The organism is Sessilibacter sp. MAH1 (genome assembly GCF_054658315.1).
The window spans coordinates 359,769-375,103 of sequence record NZ_BAAGIC010000003.1 but is presented as its reverse complement, the minus strand read 5'-3'; the positions used below and the strand labels follow the sequence as shown (position 1 = coordinate 375,103).

The 15,335-nt window shown below is 44.5% G+C and carries 17 protein-coding genes; 4 read left to right on the top strand and 13 right to left on the bottom strand.

The features are described from left to right. Positions 1–84: 84 nt before the first annotated feature. The 7 genes from ACYQ28_RS05030 to ffh all read right to left on the bottom strand — a co-directional run bounded on the left by ACYQ28_RS05030 (position 85) and on the right by ffh (position 6,394). On the bottom strand, positions 85–1,365 hold the full coding sequence (locus ACYQ28_RS05030) for a glycosyltransferase (RefSeq protein ID WP_460048135.1): 1,281 nt from the start codon (positions 1,363–1,365) through the stop codon (positions 85–87). A 267-nt stretch (positions 1,366–1,632) separates the two neighbouring features. After that, complete coding sequence (locus ACYQ28_RS05025; protein ID WP_460048136.1) at positions 1,633–2,433, bottom strand: DsbC family protein; 801 nt, start codon at positions 2,431–2,433, stop codon at positions 1,633–1,635. A 270-nt stretch (positions 2,434–2,703) separates the two neighbouring features. Continuing rightward, a complete protein-coding gene (gene rplS / locus ACYQ28_RS05020) occupies positions 2,704–3,054 on the bottom strand; it encodes a 50S ribosomal protein L19 (protein ID WP_460048137.1) in 351 nt (116 codons plus the stop codon). A 104-nt stretch (positions 3,055–3,158) separates the two neighbouring features. Beyond that, positions 3,159–3,932, bottom strand: a complete 774-nt coding sequence (gene trmD, locus ACYQ28_RS05015) for a tRNA (guanosine(37)-N1)-methyltransferase TrmD (protein WP_460048139.1) — start codon at positions 3,930–3,932, stop codon at positions 3,159–3,161. 60 nt (positions 3,933–3,992) lie between these two features. Further along, the gene (rimM, locus tag ACYQ28_RS05010) at positions 3,993–4,550 is read right to left on the bottom strand and encodes a ribosome maturation factor RimM (protein ID WP_460048140.1); all 558 of its coding nucleotides are present in this window, start codon (positions 4,548–4,550) and stop codon (positions 3,993–3,995) included. Between the two features lie 21 nt (positions 4,551–4,571). Continuing rightward, positions 4,572–4,829 (bottom strand): 30S ribosomal protein S16, encoded by a 258-nt coding sequence (gene rpsP / locus ACYQ28_RS05005; protein WP_460048142.1) that lies wholly within the window; start codon positions 4,827–4,829, stop codon positions 4,572–4,574. A 179-nt stretch (positions 4,830–5,008) separates the two neighbouring features. Further along, the gene (gene ffh, locus ACYQ28_RS05000) at positions 5,009–6,394 is read right to left on the bottom strand and encodes a signal recognition particle protein (protein WP_460048144.1); all 1,386 of its coding nucleotides are present in this window, start codon (positions 6,392–6,394) and stop codon (positions 5,009–5,011) included. A gap of 245 nt (positions 6,395–6,639) precedes the next feature. Between ffh and ACYQ28_RS04995 the strand changes: the two genes are divergently transcribed. Then, positions 6,640–7,449 carry a cytochrome C assembly family protein gene (locus tag ACYQ28_RS04995; protein WP_460048145.1) on the top strand — a complete coding sequence of 270 codons (810 nt, stop codon included), beginning with the start codon at positions 6,640–6,642 and terminating at the stop codon, positions 7,447–7,449. Positions 7,450–7,508: 59 nt separating this feature from the next. Continuing rightward, positions 7,509–8,795 (top strand): HlyC/CorC family transporter, encoded by a 1,287-nt coding sequence (locus ACYQ28_RS04990; RefSeq protein WP_460048146.1) that lies wholly within the window; start codon positions 7,509–7,511, stop codon positions 8,793–8,795. Positions 8,796–8,987: 192 nt separating this feature from the next. On the opposite strand, the gene ACYQ28_RS04985 is transcribed toward ACYQ28_RS04990, so the two are convergent. Next, positions 8,988–9,221 carry a DUF1289 domain-containing protein gene (locus ACYQ28_RS04985; RefSeq protein WP_460048147.1) on the bottom strand — a complete coding sequence of 78 codons (234 nt, stop codon included), beginning with the start codon at positions 9,219–9,221 and terminating at the stop codon, positions 8,988–8,990. Between the two features lie 130 nt (positions 9,222–9,351). Next, positions 9,352–9,948: an NUDIX hydrolase gene (locus tag ACYQ28_RS04980; RefSeq protein ID WP_460048148.1), complete on the bottom strand. Its 597-nt coding sequence runs from the start codon at positions 9,946–9,948 to the stop codon at positions 9,352–9,354. A gap of 272 nt (positions 9,949–10,220) precedes the next feature. Between ACYQ28_RS04980 and ACYQ28_RS04975 the strand changes: the two genes are divergently transcribed. Both ACYQ28_RS04975 and ACYQ28_RS04970 read left to right on the top strand, forming a co-directional pair. After that, positions 10,221–10,562 carry a DUF3135 domain-containing protein gene (locus ACYQ28_RS04975; RefSeq protein ID WP_460048150.1) on the top strand — a complete coding sequence of 114 codons (342 nt, stop codon included), beginning with the start codon at positions 10,221–10,223 and terminating at the stop codon, positions 10,560–10,562. Positions 10,563–10,601: 39 nt separating this feature from the next. Beyond that, a complete protein-coding gene (locus ACYQ28_RS04970) occupies positions 10,602–11,141 on the top strand; it encodes an NUDIX hydrolase (RefSeq protein WP_460048152.1) in 540 nt (179 codons plus the stop codon). A gap of 124 nt (positions 11,142–11,265) precedes the next feature. Here ACYQ28_RS04970 and ACYQ28_RS04965 read toward each other — a convergent pair whose 3' ends face one another. The 4 genes from ACYQ28_RS04965 to ACYQ28_RS04950 all read right to left on the bottom strand — a co-directional run bounded on the left by ACYQ28_RS04965 (position 11,266) and on the right by ACYQ28_RS04950 (position 15,105). Further along, positions 11,266–11,586 (bottom strand): NGG1p interacting factor NIF3, encoded by a 321-nt coding sequence (locus ACYQ28_RS04965; RefSeq protein WP_460048153.1) that lies wholly within the window; start codon positions 11,584–11,586, stop codon positions 11,266–11,268. A gap of 120 nt (positions 11,587–11,706) precedes the next feature. Continuing rightward, a complete protein-coding gene (locus ACYQ28_RS04960) occupies positions 11,707–13,014 on the bottom strand; it encodes a sodium ion-translocating decarboxylase subunit beta (protein ID WP_460048529.1) in 1,308 nt (435 codons plus the stop codon). A 23-nt stretch (positions 13,015–13,037) separates the two neighbouring features. Beyond that, on the bottom strand, positions 13,038–14,822 hold the full coding sequence (gene oadA / locus ACYQ28_RS04955) for a sodium-extruding oxaloacetate decarboxylase subunit alpha (RefSeq protein ID WP_460048154.1): 1,785 nt from the start codon (positions 14,820–14,822) through the stop codon (positions 13,038–13,040). 40 nt (positions 14,823–14,862) lie between these two features. Then, positions 14,863–15,105: an OadG family protein gene (locus ACYQ28_RS04950; protein ID WP_460048156.1), complete on the bottom strand. Its 243-nt coding sequence runs from the start codon at positions 15,103–15,105 to the stop codon at positions 14,863–14,865. Between the last annotated feature and the right edge of the window lie 230 nt (positions 15,106–15,335).

The following is a 15,335-nucleotide window of genomic DNA, read 5'->3' as shown; positions in this document are numbered from 1 at the left end:
GGCAACATTACTTAGGCTGAGTTGCTGTGTCAAATTTAACGCTGATTTATCGCGCTAATAGCTCGCCTCACAACTCTTCCAAACCTAGTCTGAGTCTTTCAAATCAGCCAGCTGATTTTTAGCTTCGATCCATTGCGACATAAATTGCGTTGACCGATGATGATGATGGCGCAACATCAAACTAACGAAATTGCTATTACGATGCTGAGCTAAATTTTCTTTGAGGTAGATTAATCGGGTAACTAGCTCATTACCCCAGTTTGGCTTTTTGTTGTAATACTGATCATAGGCATCGCAACGCGAATGAGCGCTGATCCAAAAATCTTCATCGGTATAAAGCCGAACGGCTGCATTTATAAACTCAGATTCTTTATCAGCGATAACACCCGGCCAAAGTGTCTCTTCCAACATCATCGATTCAGCACCAACTGTAGTGGTCACACTGGGTGTTGCAGCCATTGCAGCCAACACTAGCTTTCCTTTTTGCCCAGCACCAAAACGCAATGGCGCAAGACAAACACGAGCACGAGACATCGCTAAAAATGCGTCTTCTATCCAGCCGTGCACATAGAAACCCAATTTTTCATTATGCAGTTGTTTGGCTTTTGCCGGTAAATAGGCACCGTAAATATGAAGTTTAGCATTGGGAATTTGCGCTCTAATGCTTGGCCACAGCTCTCTGAGCCACAACACAGAATCCCAATTGGGCGGATGTCGGAAATTACCAATAGAGATGAAATGGGTTCTATGTTCGTATCCGAGCATCTTTGCTAGATGAGAGTTATCGGGGTTTATGTCACCGGCACCGTATCGCAAAGGAAGGTTCACTAGCCAAGACTGAGGAACTTGATAGTGGCGCTGCAATAAATCAAATTCGTCGCGTGAAATAATTAAGGATGTATCGCACCGGTGAATAGAAGCAATTTCACGAAGTGCTTTCTCAGTGTTTAAGTCAAGTTTAGAACCGTTTGTTAGTGCTTTTTGCCGAGCTTCTCGTAAGCTGTGCAAGTCTTCCGTATCCAAAATTCGTATCGCGTCTGGGCAATTAAGATCAACTCGCCAGCCAAATTGCTCTTCCATCATATAACGATCGAAAATCACAACATCAGGCGACAAATCTGCAAGGTACAAATCAAAGGAAGAATTGTTTACGTCAATAGCTGAAGTTTGAACACCAATGCTCTCAAGCGGGAAAGATAACTCCGTCTTTTGTGCAGGGCTTGCGAAATGAATCTCTTCACTCACGGATTGCATAAGTCGAATGATTGCGAGCATCTGCTCACCGGCGGCTGAAGCTTTAGGCTCTGGCCACACCCAACCAATAATTAACACTCGACGAAATGCTGTTTGCTGTAGTCCACTCAATGTCGATCATTCCTTGCGCCAAGATATTAAAGAAGCCTTTCGCTGTGGCAATGTATTCAATAGGCAGTTTAATCAGACAATGTGTATTTTAGAATACAAAATAGTGCGACATGATTAGTCAGGACTGGGAAATCAATAGACCAATTAAACGGGTGATTCGCTAATTTTAAACAGAACAAGCCCAGATCAATGAAAGCACGCGCTGGCCTTAACGCAAAAAAGCCCTTAAAGGGCTTTTTTGAAGAACGATAACGGCTTTTTCTAGGCTTAGTTGGCAGAAGCAACACCAATACGCGCCGCTAATTCTTTAGCAGGTAAGTAACCGGGTAGCAAAGTACCATCGTCTAACAACAATGCAGGCGTGCCACGAACACCAATGCGATTACCAAGTGCATAGTGATCGGCAACTGGGTTGTTTTCACAAACATTCATAGCAATTTCTTCACGAGCTTTCAGTTTATTCATTGCTTTTTGCTGATCGTCTGCACACCAAGCCGAAGCAATTTTATTGTATGACTCTGAGTTTAGCCCGCTACGTGGATACGCTAAATAACGAAGTTCGATACCCATTTCGTTCAATTCAGCCACTTCTTGATGCAAACGCTGACAGAAACCACAATCAACATCGGTAAATACGTTCACCACCCCTTTTACTTCACCTTTTGGTGAGTAAACAATCGCATCGTCGTGATTCTCGTCTAGGCGGTGAGCCAACTCTTTACGATACTCTTCGCGCTCTACTTCTTGTAGATTCACAAAACCACCAGCAACTACCTGATACATATCAGTTGCAAGCACGTATTGGCCATCAGCACTTACGAAAAGCGTAGGGCCATTTTCAATTTTCGCTTGGTAGAGTCCATTCACCGGACTCTTCTTAACAGACTCAACAACCAGCTGCGGACGAGCTTTGTTAATGCCGGAAATTACAACCGATTCAACTTCTTTGGAAACAGACGTGTCTAACTCTTGAGCAGAAACAGTCATTGCAGCCAATGAAAAGGTAAGCGCAGACAAAGTTGCACCTAATACTTTATACAATTTTAATCTCGGCATAGACCGTGTCATTAGGGCTCCAAGACTGTGTTTTACGTTAAGAAAATTCAAGCTGCACCTCGTCCATAGTGTTTATTTATCATGAGCAAGCCTGTAAAAGACTATAGATATATTTTTACGGTTATTAACAATCGATAATTCGAGCTATTGGAACTCATGTTATTAACGAGGTTCCAAAAATTTTCCGCAAAAATTGTTTTTTTTCAAATGACTTATTTTCTTAAATTTTAGACACAAAAAAGCCGACATAAAGTCGGCTTTTTAGAAACATCAACCTGTAACTTAGTTGAGTTTTTCTTTGATTCGAGCAGCCTTACCAGTAAGGTTACGCAAGTAGTAAAGCTTAGCTTGACGAACATCACCACGACGCTTAAGGCTAATGCTATCAACCAATGGGCTGTGAGTTTGGAAAGTACGCTCAACGCCAACGCCGTGAGAAATCTTACGCACGGTGAATGCTGAATTTAAGCCACGGTTACGCTTACCAATTACAACGCCTTCGAAAGCCTGTAAACGCTCACGACTACCTTCTACTACTTTCACTTGAACAACTACGGTGTCACCCGGTGAAAACTCAGGAACATCTTTTTTAAGCTGTTCGTTTTCTAGCATTTGAATAATTTTGTTAGTCATTTTTTGCTCCTAACTCTTTATCGGTGTAGCTTCTCAGCTAGACCATCAATTCAGTTCTCATCAAAAACTACCGACCTGGCGGATGAGTCTTTGCGAAAATATTCTTAAGGTTTGCTTATCGAATCTAAATCGCTTGCTTGCGAGAGATATTCTTTCAGCAAAGAATTTTCTTCTTTACTGAGCTCCCTCTGCTTTAATAAATCTGGTCGTCTTTCGTAGGTTCTGATTAAAGACTGTTTTAAGCGCCACTTTCTAATACGCTCGTGATCCCCAGACAATAAGACTTCCGGAACCTGTTGCCCTTGATACAACTCTGGCCGAGTGTAATGAGGACAATCTAGCAGGCCATTTGCAAAAGAATCTTCATTTGCAGACTCTTTATGACCCAGCGCTCCTGGAATTTGGCGAATTAAAGTATCTGCCAAAACCATTGCCGGTAATTCACCACCGCTTAGTACATAGTCGCCAATCGAGATTTCACTATCGACGTAGGATTCAATGAACCGCTCGTCAATGCCTTCGTATCGGCCAGCAATTAATACAAGATTATTACTGACAGAACTTAGGTTGATAACATCGCCTTGATCCAATGGTTTTCCTTGAGGGCTCATATAAACAACCTTTAAGGGTTGTTCATCTTGTCTTGCCCAATCGAGAGCCGTTTCTAGTGCTCTTTCTAAAGGCTCAACTTTCATGAGCATTCCAGGACCACCGCCATAGGGACGATCATCAACAGTTTTGTGGCGATCTTGCGCAAAATCACGAGGATTAAAGCAGCGCAAATCCGCAAGGCCATCTTTGATTGCTCGAGACGTAACACCGTACTGCGTAATAGCGTTAAACATCTCTGGAAATAGTGTCACAACCGCGATTCGCATAACCAATCCGTAGCAGGTAATCTTGCGAGCAAGATTACTCGACTCTCTTTCCAAGGACTTCTAAAAATCTGGGTCCCAATCAACCAAAATCGTGCCTGCATCAAGGTTTATCTCTAAGATAAATTGCCCGGGCAAATACGGTAACAGCCGTTCTCGATCATCAAAACTTTGTGCATCTGGCATAACAACAAGTACGTCGTTAGAACCAGTTTCAATCAGTTTTTTTACCACCCCTAGATCCACGCTCTGTAAAGAACCTGAATCGGCGTCACCGGCTTCAGCATTAACATGGGTTATCACTCTCAAACCCATCAACTGACTCCAGTAGTACTCGCCGTCTTCTAACGGTGACAATTGCTCGCGATCAATAGCGATCTCAACACCAGCCAATAACTCAGCGGCATCGCGATCATCAACGCCCTTAATGTGAGCAATTAGACCTTTGCCGTGATTTTGAAACTCATCACACTCAAAGACCTTTACACCATGACGGGTTTTTAACCACCAAGGTGTGTATTGAAAGATATTTTCTCTGGGCTCGGTGTCAGACAGAATCTTAACCCAACCCTTAATTCCGAATGCACCGGCTATACGGCCAACCGGAACCAAACCAGACATACTCAGCGCGCGCTCAAAAAATTAAGCCGCAATTGCTGCTTTTTGAGATTCTTTAACCAATTGGCTAACGCGATCAGACATTTGAGCGCCTTGACCTAACCAGTATTCAACTCTTTCGTTGTCGATACGCAAACGAACTTCTTGACCACGCGCAACTGGGTTGAAGAAACCCAAACGTTCGATAAAACGACCATCACGGGTGTTACGTGAATCAGTTACAGTCACATGATAGAAAGGACGCTTTTTAGAACCGCCACGAGCCAAACGAATACTTACCATTTAAGATTCCTGTTTTTGTTAAGCTGGACTTTGCCTCACGGCAATGCCACACATTTATGTCTAATAGAAGATAGTCTTCTGAAAGGTAACTCTTGAGTAAGAATTTACCCAAAAATTTAAGGCGCGCGATTATATTTCAACCGCGTGCCAATGTATAGAGGAGCCAGAGAGTTTTGCGGCTATTTACCCATACCAGGAGGTAGGCCACCACCACCGGGTAAACCGCCAAGCATGCCACCCATGCCGCGCATCATTTTCGCCATACCACCGCCCTTCATTTTCTTCATCATTTTCGCCATTTGCTTATGTTGCTTGAGCAAACGGTTCAAATCCTGAATGTCGGTACCGGAACCCATGGTGATGCGGCGTTTACGTGAACCATTAAGAACGTCCGGATTACGGCGCTCTTCTGGAGTCATGGAGCCGATGATAGCTTCCATTTGCTTGAATTGTTTGGTGACATCCGCTTGCTCGGCCATCTTGGCCATACCACCCATTCCGGGCAGCTTTTCAAGCATGGATGCCATACCACCCATGTTAGCCATTTGCTGGAGTTGATCGCGTAAATCCTCAAGATCAAATTTCTGACCCTTTTGGACTTTTTTAACCAATTTTTCAGCTTTTTCTCGATCGACTTTTTGCTCAGCTTGCTCAATAAGTGACATAACGTCACCCATGCCCAAAATACGAGAAGCAATACGTTCAGGATAAAATGGCTCAAGCGCGTCAACCTTTTCACCCACACCCAAAAACTTGATGGGCTTGCCGGTGACATGGCGAACCGAAAGGGCTGCACCGCCACGGGCATCACCATCGGCCTTGGTAAGAACAACACCCGTTAAAGGTAGAGCATCATTAAATGCTTTTGCGGTATTAACGGCATCTTGACCGATCATCGCGTCGATCACGAACAAGGTTTCGACAGGATTAATTGCGGCGTGCAGATCCTTAATTTCACCCATCAACGCCTGATCAATATGCAAACGACCCGCGGTATCGACGATTAGCACATCGAAAAACTGACGCTTGGCATGAGCAATGGCATTTTGTGCGATGGTTACCGGTTTCTCTTCAGCAGTAGAAGGGAAAAACTCAACCTCAACCTCACCCGCAAGAGTCTCCAGCTGTTTAATCGCTGCTGGACGATAGATGTCGGCAGAAACAACCAACACCTTTTTCTTTTGTCGTTCTTTAAGAAAACGCGCCAACTTGGCAACAGAAGTGGTTTTACCAGCACCTTGTAAACCCGCCATCAAAATTACAGCAGGCGGTTGTGCGGCCAAATCCAAGGTCTCGTTGGACTCGCCCATGGTTAGGACGAGTTCGCGCTCAACAATTTTTAGAAATTGCTGGCCGGGATTCAACGCCTTGGAGATTTGCTGACCAAGAGCCTTAGAGCGAACCTGTGATACGAAATCTTTAACTACCGGCAGCGCAACATCTGCCTCAAGCAACGCTTTACGAACTTCTCGTAAGGTCTTTTGGATGTTGTCATCGGTAATTTTTGCCTTACCAGTAATGCTGCGTAAGGATTGCGTGAGTCGATCAGAAAGATTTTCAAACATAAGATGCAGTATGTTGTGATGATTACACGAATAAAATTGGCCGCAGAGTATACCCAATGCTTAGGGAAATGCACGACTAATCCTGATTTTGAGGCGTTTTCTGCTCAGTTATGCGTATCACTTGTAGATACAGGACTAATGTCTGTAGAAATTTACAAACTTTGTCCCTTCTAAATGCCGCTTTCCTGTGACACACTCTCGTCTTTGACGAACTTTTCAAGTCTGAGAGTGATTTACAAACTGTAATGTCAAGCTTCGCCCCCAGTATAGCTGCCGTGTTTCTTTACTTAGTGTCTGGCGGATATATCTCACTTCAAATTGCAAAACTTAAGAATGTCCAAAAGTCTTGGCTAATCACCGCCTGTTGTCTTGCCGTTATCGCCCATGCCCTAAGTATTTATCACTTGGTATTTGCCGAAGACGGCTACCGACTGGGATTTTTTGTCGCCCTGTCGTTGATCACCTGCGTAGTGAATTTTTTAATCGCCATCAGCGGCTTGCGACTACCGATATTAAATTTATTTGTTTTCCTGTTCCCTTTTTCAGCCTGTGTGATTATTGCCGCCTTATTAGCAGAAGGCCCAGTTACACCGTTTAACAATATTCCACACGGCCTGTTTATTCATATTTCGCTGTCGGTTCTGGCTTATAGCCTTTTGATGATCGCAGCTCTTCAGGCTATTTTACTGGCATGGCAAAACCATCAGCTACGCAACAAGCATGCAACCGGTCGAATCCGATTATTACCTCCGCTCCAAACCATGGAAACCTTACTGTTTGATATTGTTTGGGCGGGTGAAATAACGCTTACACTCTCGATCGTTTCTGGTTTTATCTTCTTAGAAGATATGTTCGCGCAGTCGCTGGTGCACAAAACTATTTTGTCGATCTTTGCCTGGCTGCTTTATGCCACGTTATTGTGGGGCAGACACGTCAGAGGTTGGCGCGGCAACAGCGCAATTCGCTGGACCCTCTCGGGCTTTTGCTCACTAATGGTGGCATATTTTGGAAGTAAATTGGTTATCGAATTAATTCTTCATAGAAGTACTTTATAACGGTAAACAGAGACTATCGTCACTGCCACTCTTGACTAATCAACACAGGTTTTCCCCGCTTGAGCGATATACCCATTAGCACCCTTTTTGGCATTCTTGCTTTTTTAATTGTTCTCTCAGCTTTTTTCTCAAGCTCAGAAACAGGCATGATGTCCATCAACCGCTATCGACTAAAACACGCCGCCAATAAAGGTAATAAAGGCGCTAAGCGTGTTGCCCGCCTACTCGATCGACCAGATCGTTTAATTGGCGTTATCCTAATTGGTAACAACTTAGTCAATAATTTTACCGCAGCGTTGGCAACCATGATCTGCTTACGCTTATACGGAGAAGGCTATATCTGGGTAGCCAACATAATCCTAACCGTCGTCGTATTAATTTTCGCAGAAGTAACCCCAAAAACCGTCGCCGCACTGCACCCTGAGCGCGTAGCCTATCCTTTTAGCTGGGTTTTACAGCCGCTACTTAAACTGTTTTATCCAATTGTGCTGTTGGTTAACTTCTTATCCAACTCTTTAGCCCGCGTGTTTGGCGTTGACCCCGACAAGGCTCCAAAACAAGATCAGTTACATCCAGACGAACTCAGAACCGTAGTTGACGAAGCCGGTGACCTAATCCCTGATCAACACCAGGGCATGTTGCTTAACGTACTCGATCTTGAGAAGACCGTTGTCGAAGATATTATGATTCCTCGCAATGAGGTAGTAGGCCTTGATCTTAATGACGATATCGATCACTTGATGAACATAATTCGCACCACCGACTACACCCGCTTACCTGTGTATGAAGGCGACATCAATAATGTTATTGGTACCCTGCACCTGCGCCATGCATCACGCATTATTACCAGTGAAGGCAGCACGGTCACGCATGCAGCGATACGCCGTTACACCAGAAAACCCTATTTCGTGCATGAAGGCACACCACTGAGTAATCAGCTTCTAAACTTCCAGAAAGAAAAAAGCCGCATGGGAATTGTGGTCGATGAGTACGGTGAAGTTCAGGGATTGGTAACTCTAGAAGACATTCTCGAAGAGATTGTTGGCGACTTTACCACCAATACAGCCGAAGACTCTTACGAAGAAATTACCGATGTAGGCGAAGGCTGGTTTGAGATTGATGGTTCTACGTCAATTCGTGACATTAACAAGCATTTGGGATGGAAATTACCGACCGAAGGTCCAAAAACCCTGAACGGGCTTTCGGTTGAATTCCTGCAATCCATCCCTGACGGGTTGATCAGCTTCAAACTTAATGGCTATATATTCGAAGTCATCGAACTGAGTGACAAGGTTATTGTTAAGGCAAAAGTCAAAAAATCCAAATCCAAGAAGCCTCTAATTTAATACCTCAATTCAATGAGAGCTTTGAATCAATGAGAGCTTTGAGCACAGCAAGGATGCACAGCCAAATCCAACAAGCATAAATCATCGAACTTGACCAAAACTTGGCTATCACGCAATTACTTTTCGGCCTCCGGCTAGATCACGGATGAATCAATCATAGACATCTGCAAAGTGCGCCTAAAACTGAAGCTCCTATAAAAACGGATTCAGTTTTTTTGCCCGCTCACGGCAATGCTCAAGCACGGCTAACTTATTGTCATCGGCCATTCTTCCCCACTGCGAAATCTCCGACCCCGTTCGATAACAGCCAACGCAGACGTCTTCATCGTTTAATACACAAACAGAAACACATGGCGAGTTGATTGGCTTAGCTCGGGCACCAGTATCTGATGAATCTTGACTTGGTTTGAATGATTTAAAGGTCATTTGCTTACAAACGGCGTAGGTTGTGGAATCGATCCGAGTTATAACACACTATCGAAACTCTGTTCACGCTTGAAGAGCTTATCTGGCGAAATCGGCGAACACAGCATCGATCTTAAAAAGGGTTACTTAGTCAGTAGGTTCGCTCCGGGGCTTGATGTTCACGAGTTAAATTAACGTCAAACCCGTATTGCATCAAATCCACCAGTATCCGAGCTGTAAGGCCCCATATTTCATAGCACTCAAACTGCCAAGCTGGCGCCCAGTGATCTTTTCCAGCACGATGAAAAATATCTGTGCGTGTTCTTAAGTCTTCTCTTAAAAAACTCAAGGGTACCAAAAACACCTCGTCCAACTCGTCTTGATTAGGAATCAACACCGGCAGCGTTTCTATGATGCCGACCACCGGAACCACATTAACACCCAATTTCGACGCTCGAAGTGGCAGGCAGCCCATAAGCTCCACGGCACTGGGCTCTAAACCAATTTCTTCGTGGGTTTCGCGCAACGCTGTGGCAATTAAATTGGCGTCTTGGGGCTCCCACTTTCCACCGGGTAAAGCAACCTCCCCTGCATGAGACTTCAAATGACTTGCCCGTCGAGTTAACACCACAGAATAATCGTCACCAAAAGGTACTAATCCGACCAAAACGCCAGCATTTCGGATGTTTTTTTGCTGAACAAGCAGATTTTCGATAGAAAGCAAATTTTGCTTAAAAAAATTAGGCATAAGAAATATTTGTTATCTAACTCCTAGAAATTAACGATGATCAAGTGAATCATCAATGACTACCTGTATATGAATGATAGACGTCATAACAAGAGGCCAAAAATCCTTTTTAAAATGGCGAAAACGTTTTTCTATATAAGAAATTATTATTTAGGTCGCCAATTTCTGATTGATAGTATCAGGAATTGTTTAGTTCTTCTGGCTTCTTATAGCATTTGTTTACAAAGGACTGACACAAAGCCAGTATAGGAAATCACAAAGCGAGGCGAGCAATGCAAAAAGATCTACCCGATTTCGACACCTTAATGGAGTTAGCGAAAAACGATCCAACAGCGTTTGAGGCTCTTCGTGAGCAATATATTAACGCTGTCATCGAAAACTCACCTGTAAATATGCAACGTCGCTTACGTGGATTGCAATTCCAAATCGACGCTAAACGTAAGACCAGCAGTACGCCGATGAAAGCTTGTATCACGCTGTCGGCTATGATGCACGACAGTTTTGACCGTCTGCGCCGTGTACTCAATGAGGGCCAAGACGATTTACCTGCAGAAACAAACCCAACAATCAGTGCAAAAATTTTAGCATTCGAGACCACAGCTGCCGCACAATAATTTAAGATATACTGCAAAACCTTTCTTTGGATTTATTTCATGAAATTTTGCAGTAACTGTGGCGCCAAAGTCAGCATTCAAGTTCCTGCAGGCGATGACAGAAACCGTCACGTCTGCATTGAATGCGAAACCATTCATTATCAAAATCCCAAAGTTATTACCGGTTGTCTACCCGTATTCGAAGACAAGATCCTACTGTGTAAACGCGCAATCGAGCCGCGCGCGAATCTATGGACCCTGCCAGCGGGTTTTATGGAAAACGGTGAATCTATAGAAGAAGGAGCATTACGAGAATCTTGGGAAGAGGCGCGTGTAAAAATCAGCAACCCATCTTTGTACCAAGTTTTTAGTGTTCCCTACATAAACCAAGTGTATGTGTTCTATAAAGGCGAGGTTGCCAATCAAGACTTTGGTCCGGGGCCAGAATCGTTGGAAGTTGAACTGTTCGATTTCGACCAAATCCCTTGGGATAAGCTCGCCTTCCCCGTGGTTCGAATCACTCTCGAAAACTATCTGACTGATTACTCGAACAATGTCTTTCCCGTGCATAACGATATTGTTACATCCAACAACGGCTAATTCCTTTGCAAATAGTCACTTTAATCGACGTGAAATAGACGGCCCTTAAGCACGAGTTATTTATTAGCTCAATCGACACATCAGCAAGCAATTATTCAGGAACGGATTAGCAACAATAATTGGACTAAAGGTCCGCAAGCGTTAAAAACGGCAGCACTTGATAAGCGGGCTCTTCATAGGGATGAGCCTCGATCATTTTTAACACTGCCGTTTTAATCAGCGCCGCCTCGCAAACCAGCTCTAATCGAAACTCCGGCACTCGCTCCAATTCGCCCTCTTGCCCTAAGTATGGTTGGCTATTTGGCAAAGGCAAAAACTGCTCCTGACCTAGCACCTCCCAACAGCAACAGGCGTAATCGCCAATTCTTCCAGCCCCCGCATCAAATAATGCAGATTTAACGGTTTCTTTGGACTCACTGGGAACATAAACAATGATTTTATACATAATCAAAAATCAACTTATAAACCACAAACAAAAAAGCCTACCACGCAACCGCAGTAGGCTCTTTAGAACAATACTCTTTTTAGAATAGTACTGAATTTAGAATAGTGCTGAATGTGTTAATTAAGAACCTAAAAAGCTCTGCACCATGGATATCATCACACCAGCGGCAACCGCAGAACCAATAACACCCGCAACGTTTGGCCCCATGGCATGCATGAGCAAAAAGTTGTGTGGGTTAGACTCAAGACCAATCTTGTTGGACACACGAGCAGCCATGGGTACCGCAGACACACCGGCAGAACCAATCAACGGGTTAATCTTATGCTTGCTAAATTGATTCATAAGTTTAGCCATCAAAACACCCATTGCGGTGCCAATACCAAAGGCCACAATACCTAACGCCAAAATACCCAAGGTTTTAGGATCTAAGAACTTGTCAGCCGCTAGCTTAGAGCCAACCGAAAGACCCAAGAAAATAGTGGTGATATTGATCAATGCATTCTGGGCAGTATCGCTCAAGCGATTAACAACCCCACATTCTTTCATAAGATTACCGAAGCAGAACATACCTAGCAGTGGCGCCGCTGATGGCAGGAACAATGCGACCAAAATCAAAATCACAATTGGGAAGATGATCTTTTCAGCCTTAGATACTTCGCGCAGCTGACTCATAACAATTTCGCGTTCCGATTGCGTGGTTAACGCACGCATGATCGGCGGCTGAATCATTGGTACCAAAGCCATGTAGGAATAGGCAGCCACAGCAATCGCCCCCAGTAAATCTGGAGCCAGCAAAGACGCAACATAGATCGCGGTTGGGCCATCCGCGCCACCAATAATACCAATGGCCGCAGCATCTGCGATGGAAAAATCCATAAGACCGGCAGCGTTTAAGCCCACAGCACCAAGCACTGTGGCAAAAATCCCAAACTGAGCGGCAGCACCCAAAAACAATGTTTTAGGATTCGCCAATAACGGGCCGAAATCCGTCATTGCACCAACACCCATAAAAATTACTAGGGGCGCAACACCAGACGCAATAGCAACCGAGTAAAAGTTATACAACATGCCATTGGTGAAACCAAAGTTCTCCGCCGTTTGCACAGCCGCCAAGTGAATTTCGGCGGTAGAATTCCCGTAAGCCGCTTTTAATAGTTTAAGGTTTTGCCATTGCTCAACACCTAAAGCCTGAGCCATGGCTTTTAAAACTTCAGGATCACCACTGGCAATGGCCGCCTCGGCAGCCGAGAGCGCCAAGTCAGCCCCAGGAATATTGGCTAATATTCCACCAAAACCGATTGGAATCAGCAGTAGTGGTTCAAAATTTTTCTGAATAGCAAGATACAACAACAGCATTCCAACCAAGATCATAATGATCTGGCCGCCGGTCATGTTGTACAAACCGGAGTCTTGCCATAGGGCTAGCATACTTTCCACGTGTAACCTCCGGTTTAGGCGAGGCTGAGTAAACAGTCGCCGACAGCAACCGAATCACCCGCCTTAACATCAATAGTTGTAACCGTACCGGCTTTTGGCGCAGAAATATTGGTCTCCATCTTCATGGCTTCCAAAATTATAAGCACCTCGCCCGCAGCAACAGCTTGGCCGGGTTTCACAACAATCTTAACAATGTTACCCGCCAGAGGCGCTGCTACTGGCTCACCACCGCTTACAGGTGCCGGAGTTGCCGCGGATGCCGAAGGCACTACAGCACCACCAATCGGCGCCAATGACGAAATATCACCACCTTCAGCAACGGCAACGGTGTAGCTCTTACCGTCAACGGTGACGGTGTAAATCTCTTCGCCAGCTTCATTTTTAACAGGCTCAGGCACACCCGGCTTAGGTTCAAAAGCAGAAGGATTATCACGATTTTCAAGGAATTTAAGACCAACTTGCGGAAACAAAGCGTAGGTCAATACATCATCGATCTGACCTTCGCCTTTGGTCAACGCAATGCCCTTTTCAGCGGCAAGCTCTAGTAACTCGGTTTTTAACTTGTCCATTTCAGGCTCAAGTAAATCTGCCGGACGGCAAGTAATTGCTTCGGCACCATCCAACACGCGAGCTTGTAGCTCGGCATTTACGGGTGCTGGAGTTGCACCATATTCACCTTTGAGCACGCCCTGAGTTTCTTTAGAGATCGATTTGTAACGTTCGCCAGTCAACACGTTCAGTACCGCTTGAGTACCCACGATTTGAGAGGTTGGAGTTACCAAAGGAATAAAACCGAGATCTTCACGAACTCTAGGGATCTCTTCTAAAACCGCATCAAATTTATCGGTCGCACCCTGGTCACGGAGTTGGTTTTCCATGTTGGTGAGCATGCCACCGGGAACCTGCGCCGTTAAAATTCGTGAATCTACACCACGAAGCGAACCTTCAAATTTCGCGTATTTTTTACGAACCTCGCGGAAATACGCTGCAATTTCTTCGAGTAAATTCAAATCTAAGCCGGTATCGCGTTCGGTTCCTTCAAGAATGGCCACAACGGATTCGGTTGGACTGTGTCCATAAGTCATCGACATAGAAGAAATGGCGGTATCAATGTTATCGATACCTGCTTCGATACATTTCAATGCAGTAGCGGTTGATAAACCAGTTGTCGCGTGGCATTGCATATGGATTGGAATCGAGCAAGATTCCTTCAGGCGCTTAACCAACTCATAACCATAATAAGGTTTTAAGAGCCCAGCCATGTCTTTAATGGCGATCGAATCGGCACCGGTATCTTCAATACGCTTCCCCATATCAACCCACATTTCTAGATTGTGAACAGGGCTTAGCGTGAACGAAATAGTACCTTGAGCGTGCTTACCAACATCCTTAACGGCTTTAAGAGCAGTCTCTAAGTTGCGCATGTCGTTCATTGCGTCGAAAACACGGAATACATCTACTCCATTCACTGCGCAACGCTCAACAAACTTGGTTACAACATCGTCGGCGTAATGGCGATAACCCAAAATATTTTGACCACGAAATAGCATCTGCATGGGAGTTTTAGGCATAGCTTTTTTCAGCTGACGAATTCGATCCCAAGGGTCTTCGCCCAAATATCGAATACACGCATCAAAAGTCGCGCCACCCCAGGTCTCTAAAGACCAAAATCCTACTTGGTCGAGTTTCTCGGCAATGGGTAGCATGTCATCTAAACGCATACGCGTTGCAAATAACGATTGATGCGCATCACGCAAAACTACGTCGGTAATTCCTAGAGGTTTATTTTCGTTAGCCATAATGTTTCTCTGAGCTTAAGTATTCAAACAATCGAGGCAATCAGCGCTTACGATGCTGATCTAGTGCCGCTTGAATAACTTTAAAAAGATGGGGGTCAACAGTGGCAGAAGCAGAAACTTCTGTTGAAGGTTGTTTTTCGGTAACCACGGGCGATGGCTGGAATTTGGCTATCACCGATGACATTACATTCATCGCAACCACCAGTAACGCCAAAAACACCATCACCGTTCCCATACCGAACAACATTAAGTCGAAACCCTGTTGTAATATCGAATCAGCCATAAGATCTATACCGACCTGCTTAATCAACTAAAGGAAACACCCGGAACTCGTTGAAATTATTAATAAAACAATCGTTTTTCAGACAAGCAAAAGACTCCCGCAGGAGTAAAAAGCCCCGTAAAATTTGTTTCAATTACAAAGAGTTAGAGCATCGAAAGTGTTCAGTCAATGTAGCGACGAAAAAATTTGTAGGCAAGTTTGCCCCAGAACTACAAACCCATTATCCAAAA

Excerpts from the sequence above, each read along its gene's own strand:
- ACYQ28_RS05025 (WP_460048136.1), bottom strand. The coding sequence starts at position 2,433 with ATGACACGGTCTATGCCGAGATTAAAATTGTATAAAGTATTAGGTGCA.
- rplS (WP_460048137.1), bottom strand. The coding sequence starts at position 3,054 with ATGACTAACAAAATTATTCAAATGCTAGAAAACGAACAGCTTAAAAAA.
- trmD (WP_460048139.1), bottom strand. The coding sequence starts at position 3,932 with ATGCGAATCGCGGTTGTGACACTATTTCCAGAGATGTTTAACGCTATT.
- rimM (WP_460048140.1), bottom strand. The coding sequence starts at position 4,550 with ATGTCTGGTTTGGTTCCGGTTGGCCGTATAGCCGGTGCATTCGGAATT.
- rpsP (WP_460048142.1), bottom strand. The coding sequence starts at position 4,829 with ATGGTAAGTATTCGTTTGGCTCGTGGCGGTTCTAAAAAGCGTCCTTTC.
- ffh (WP_460048144.1), bottom strand. The coding sequence starts at position 6,394 with ATGTTTGAAAATCTTTCTGATCGACTCACGCAATCCTTACGCAGCATT.
- ACYQ28_RS04995 (WP_460048145.1), top strand. The coding sequence starts at position 6,640 with ATGTCAAGCTTCGCCCCCAGTATAGCTGCCGTGTTTCTTTACTTAGTG.
- ACYQ28_RS04985 (WP_460048147.1), bottom strand. The coding sequence starts at position 9,221 with ATGACCTTTAAATCATTCAAACCAAGTCAAGATTCATCAGATACTGGT.
- ACYQ28_RS04980 (WP_460048148.1), bottom strand. The coding sequence starts at position 9,948 with ATGCCTAATTTTTTTAAGCAAAATTTGCTTTCTATCGAAAATCTGCTT.
- ACYQ28_RS04975 (WP_460048150.1), top strand. The coding sequence starts at position 10,221 with ATGCAAAAAGATCTACCCGATTTCGACACCTTAATGGAGTTAGCGAAA.
- ACYQ28_RS04970 (WP_460048152.1), top strand. The coding sequence starts at position 10,602 with ATGAAATTTTGCAGTAACTGTGGCGCCAAAGTCAGCATTCAAGTTCCT.
- ACYQ28_RS04965 (WP_460048153.1), bottom strand. The coding sequence starts at position 11,586 with ATGTATAAAATCATTGTTTATGTTCCCAGTGAGTCCAAAGAAACCGTT.
- ACYQ28_RS04960 (WP_460048529.1), bottom strand. The coding sequence starts at position 13,014 with ATGCTAGCCCTATGGCAAGACTCCGGTTTGTACAACATGACCGGCGGC.
- oadA (WP_460048154.1), bottom strand. The coding sequence starts at position 14,822 with ATGGCTAACGAAAATAAACCTCTAGGAATTACCGACGTAGTTTTGCGT.
- ACYQ28_RS04950 (WP_460048156.1), bottom strand. The coding sequence starts at position 15,105 with ATGGCTGATTCGATATTACAACAGGGTTTCGACTTAATGTTGTTCGGT.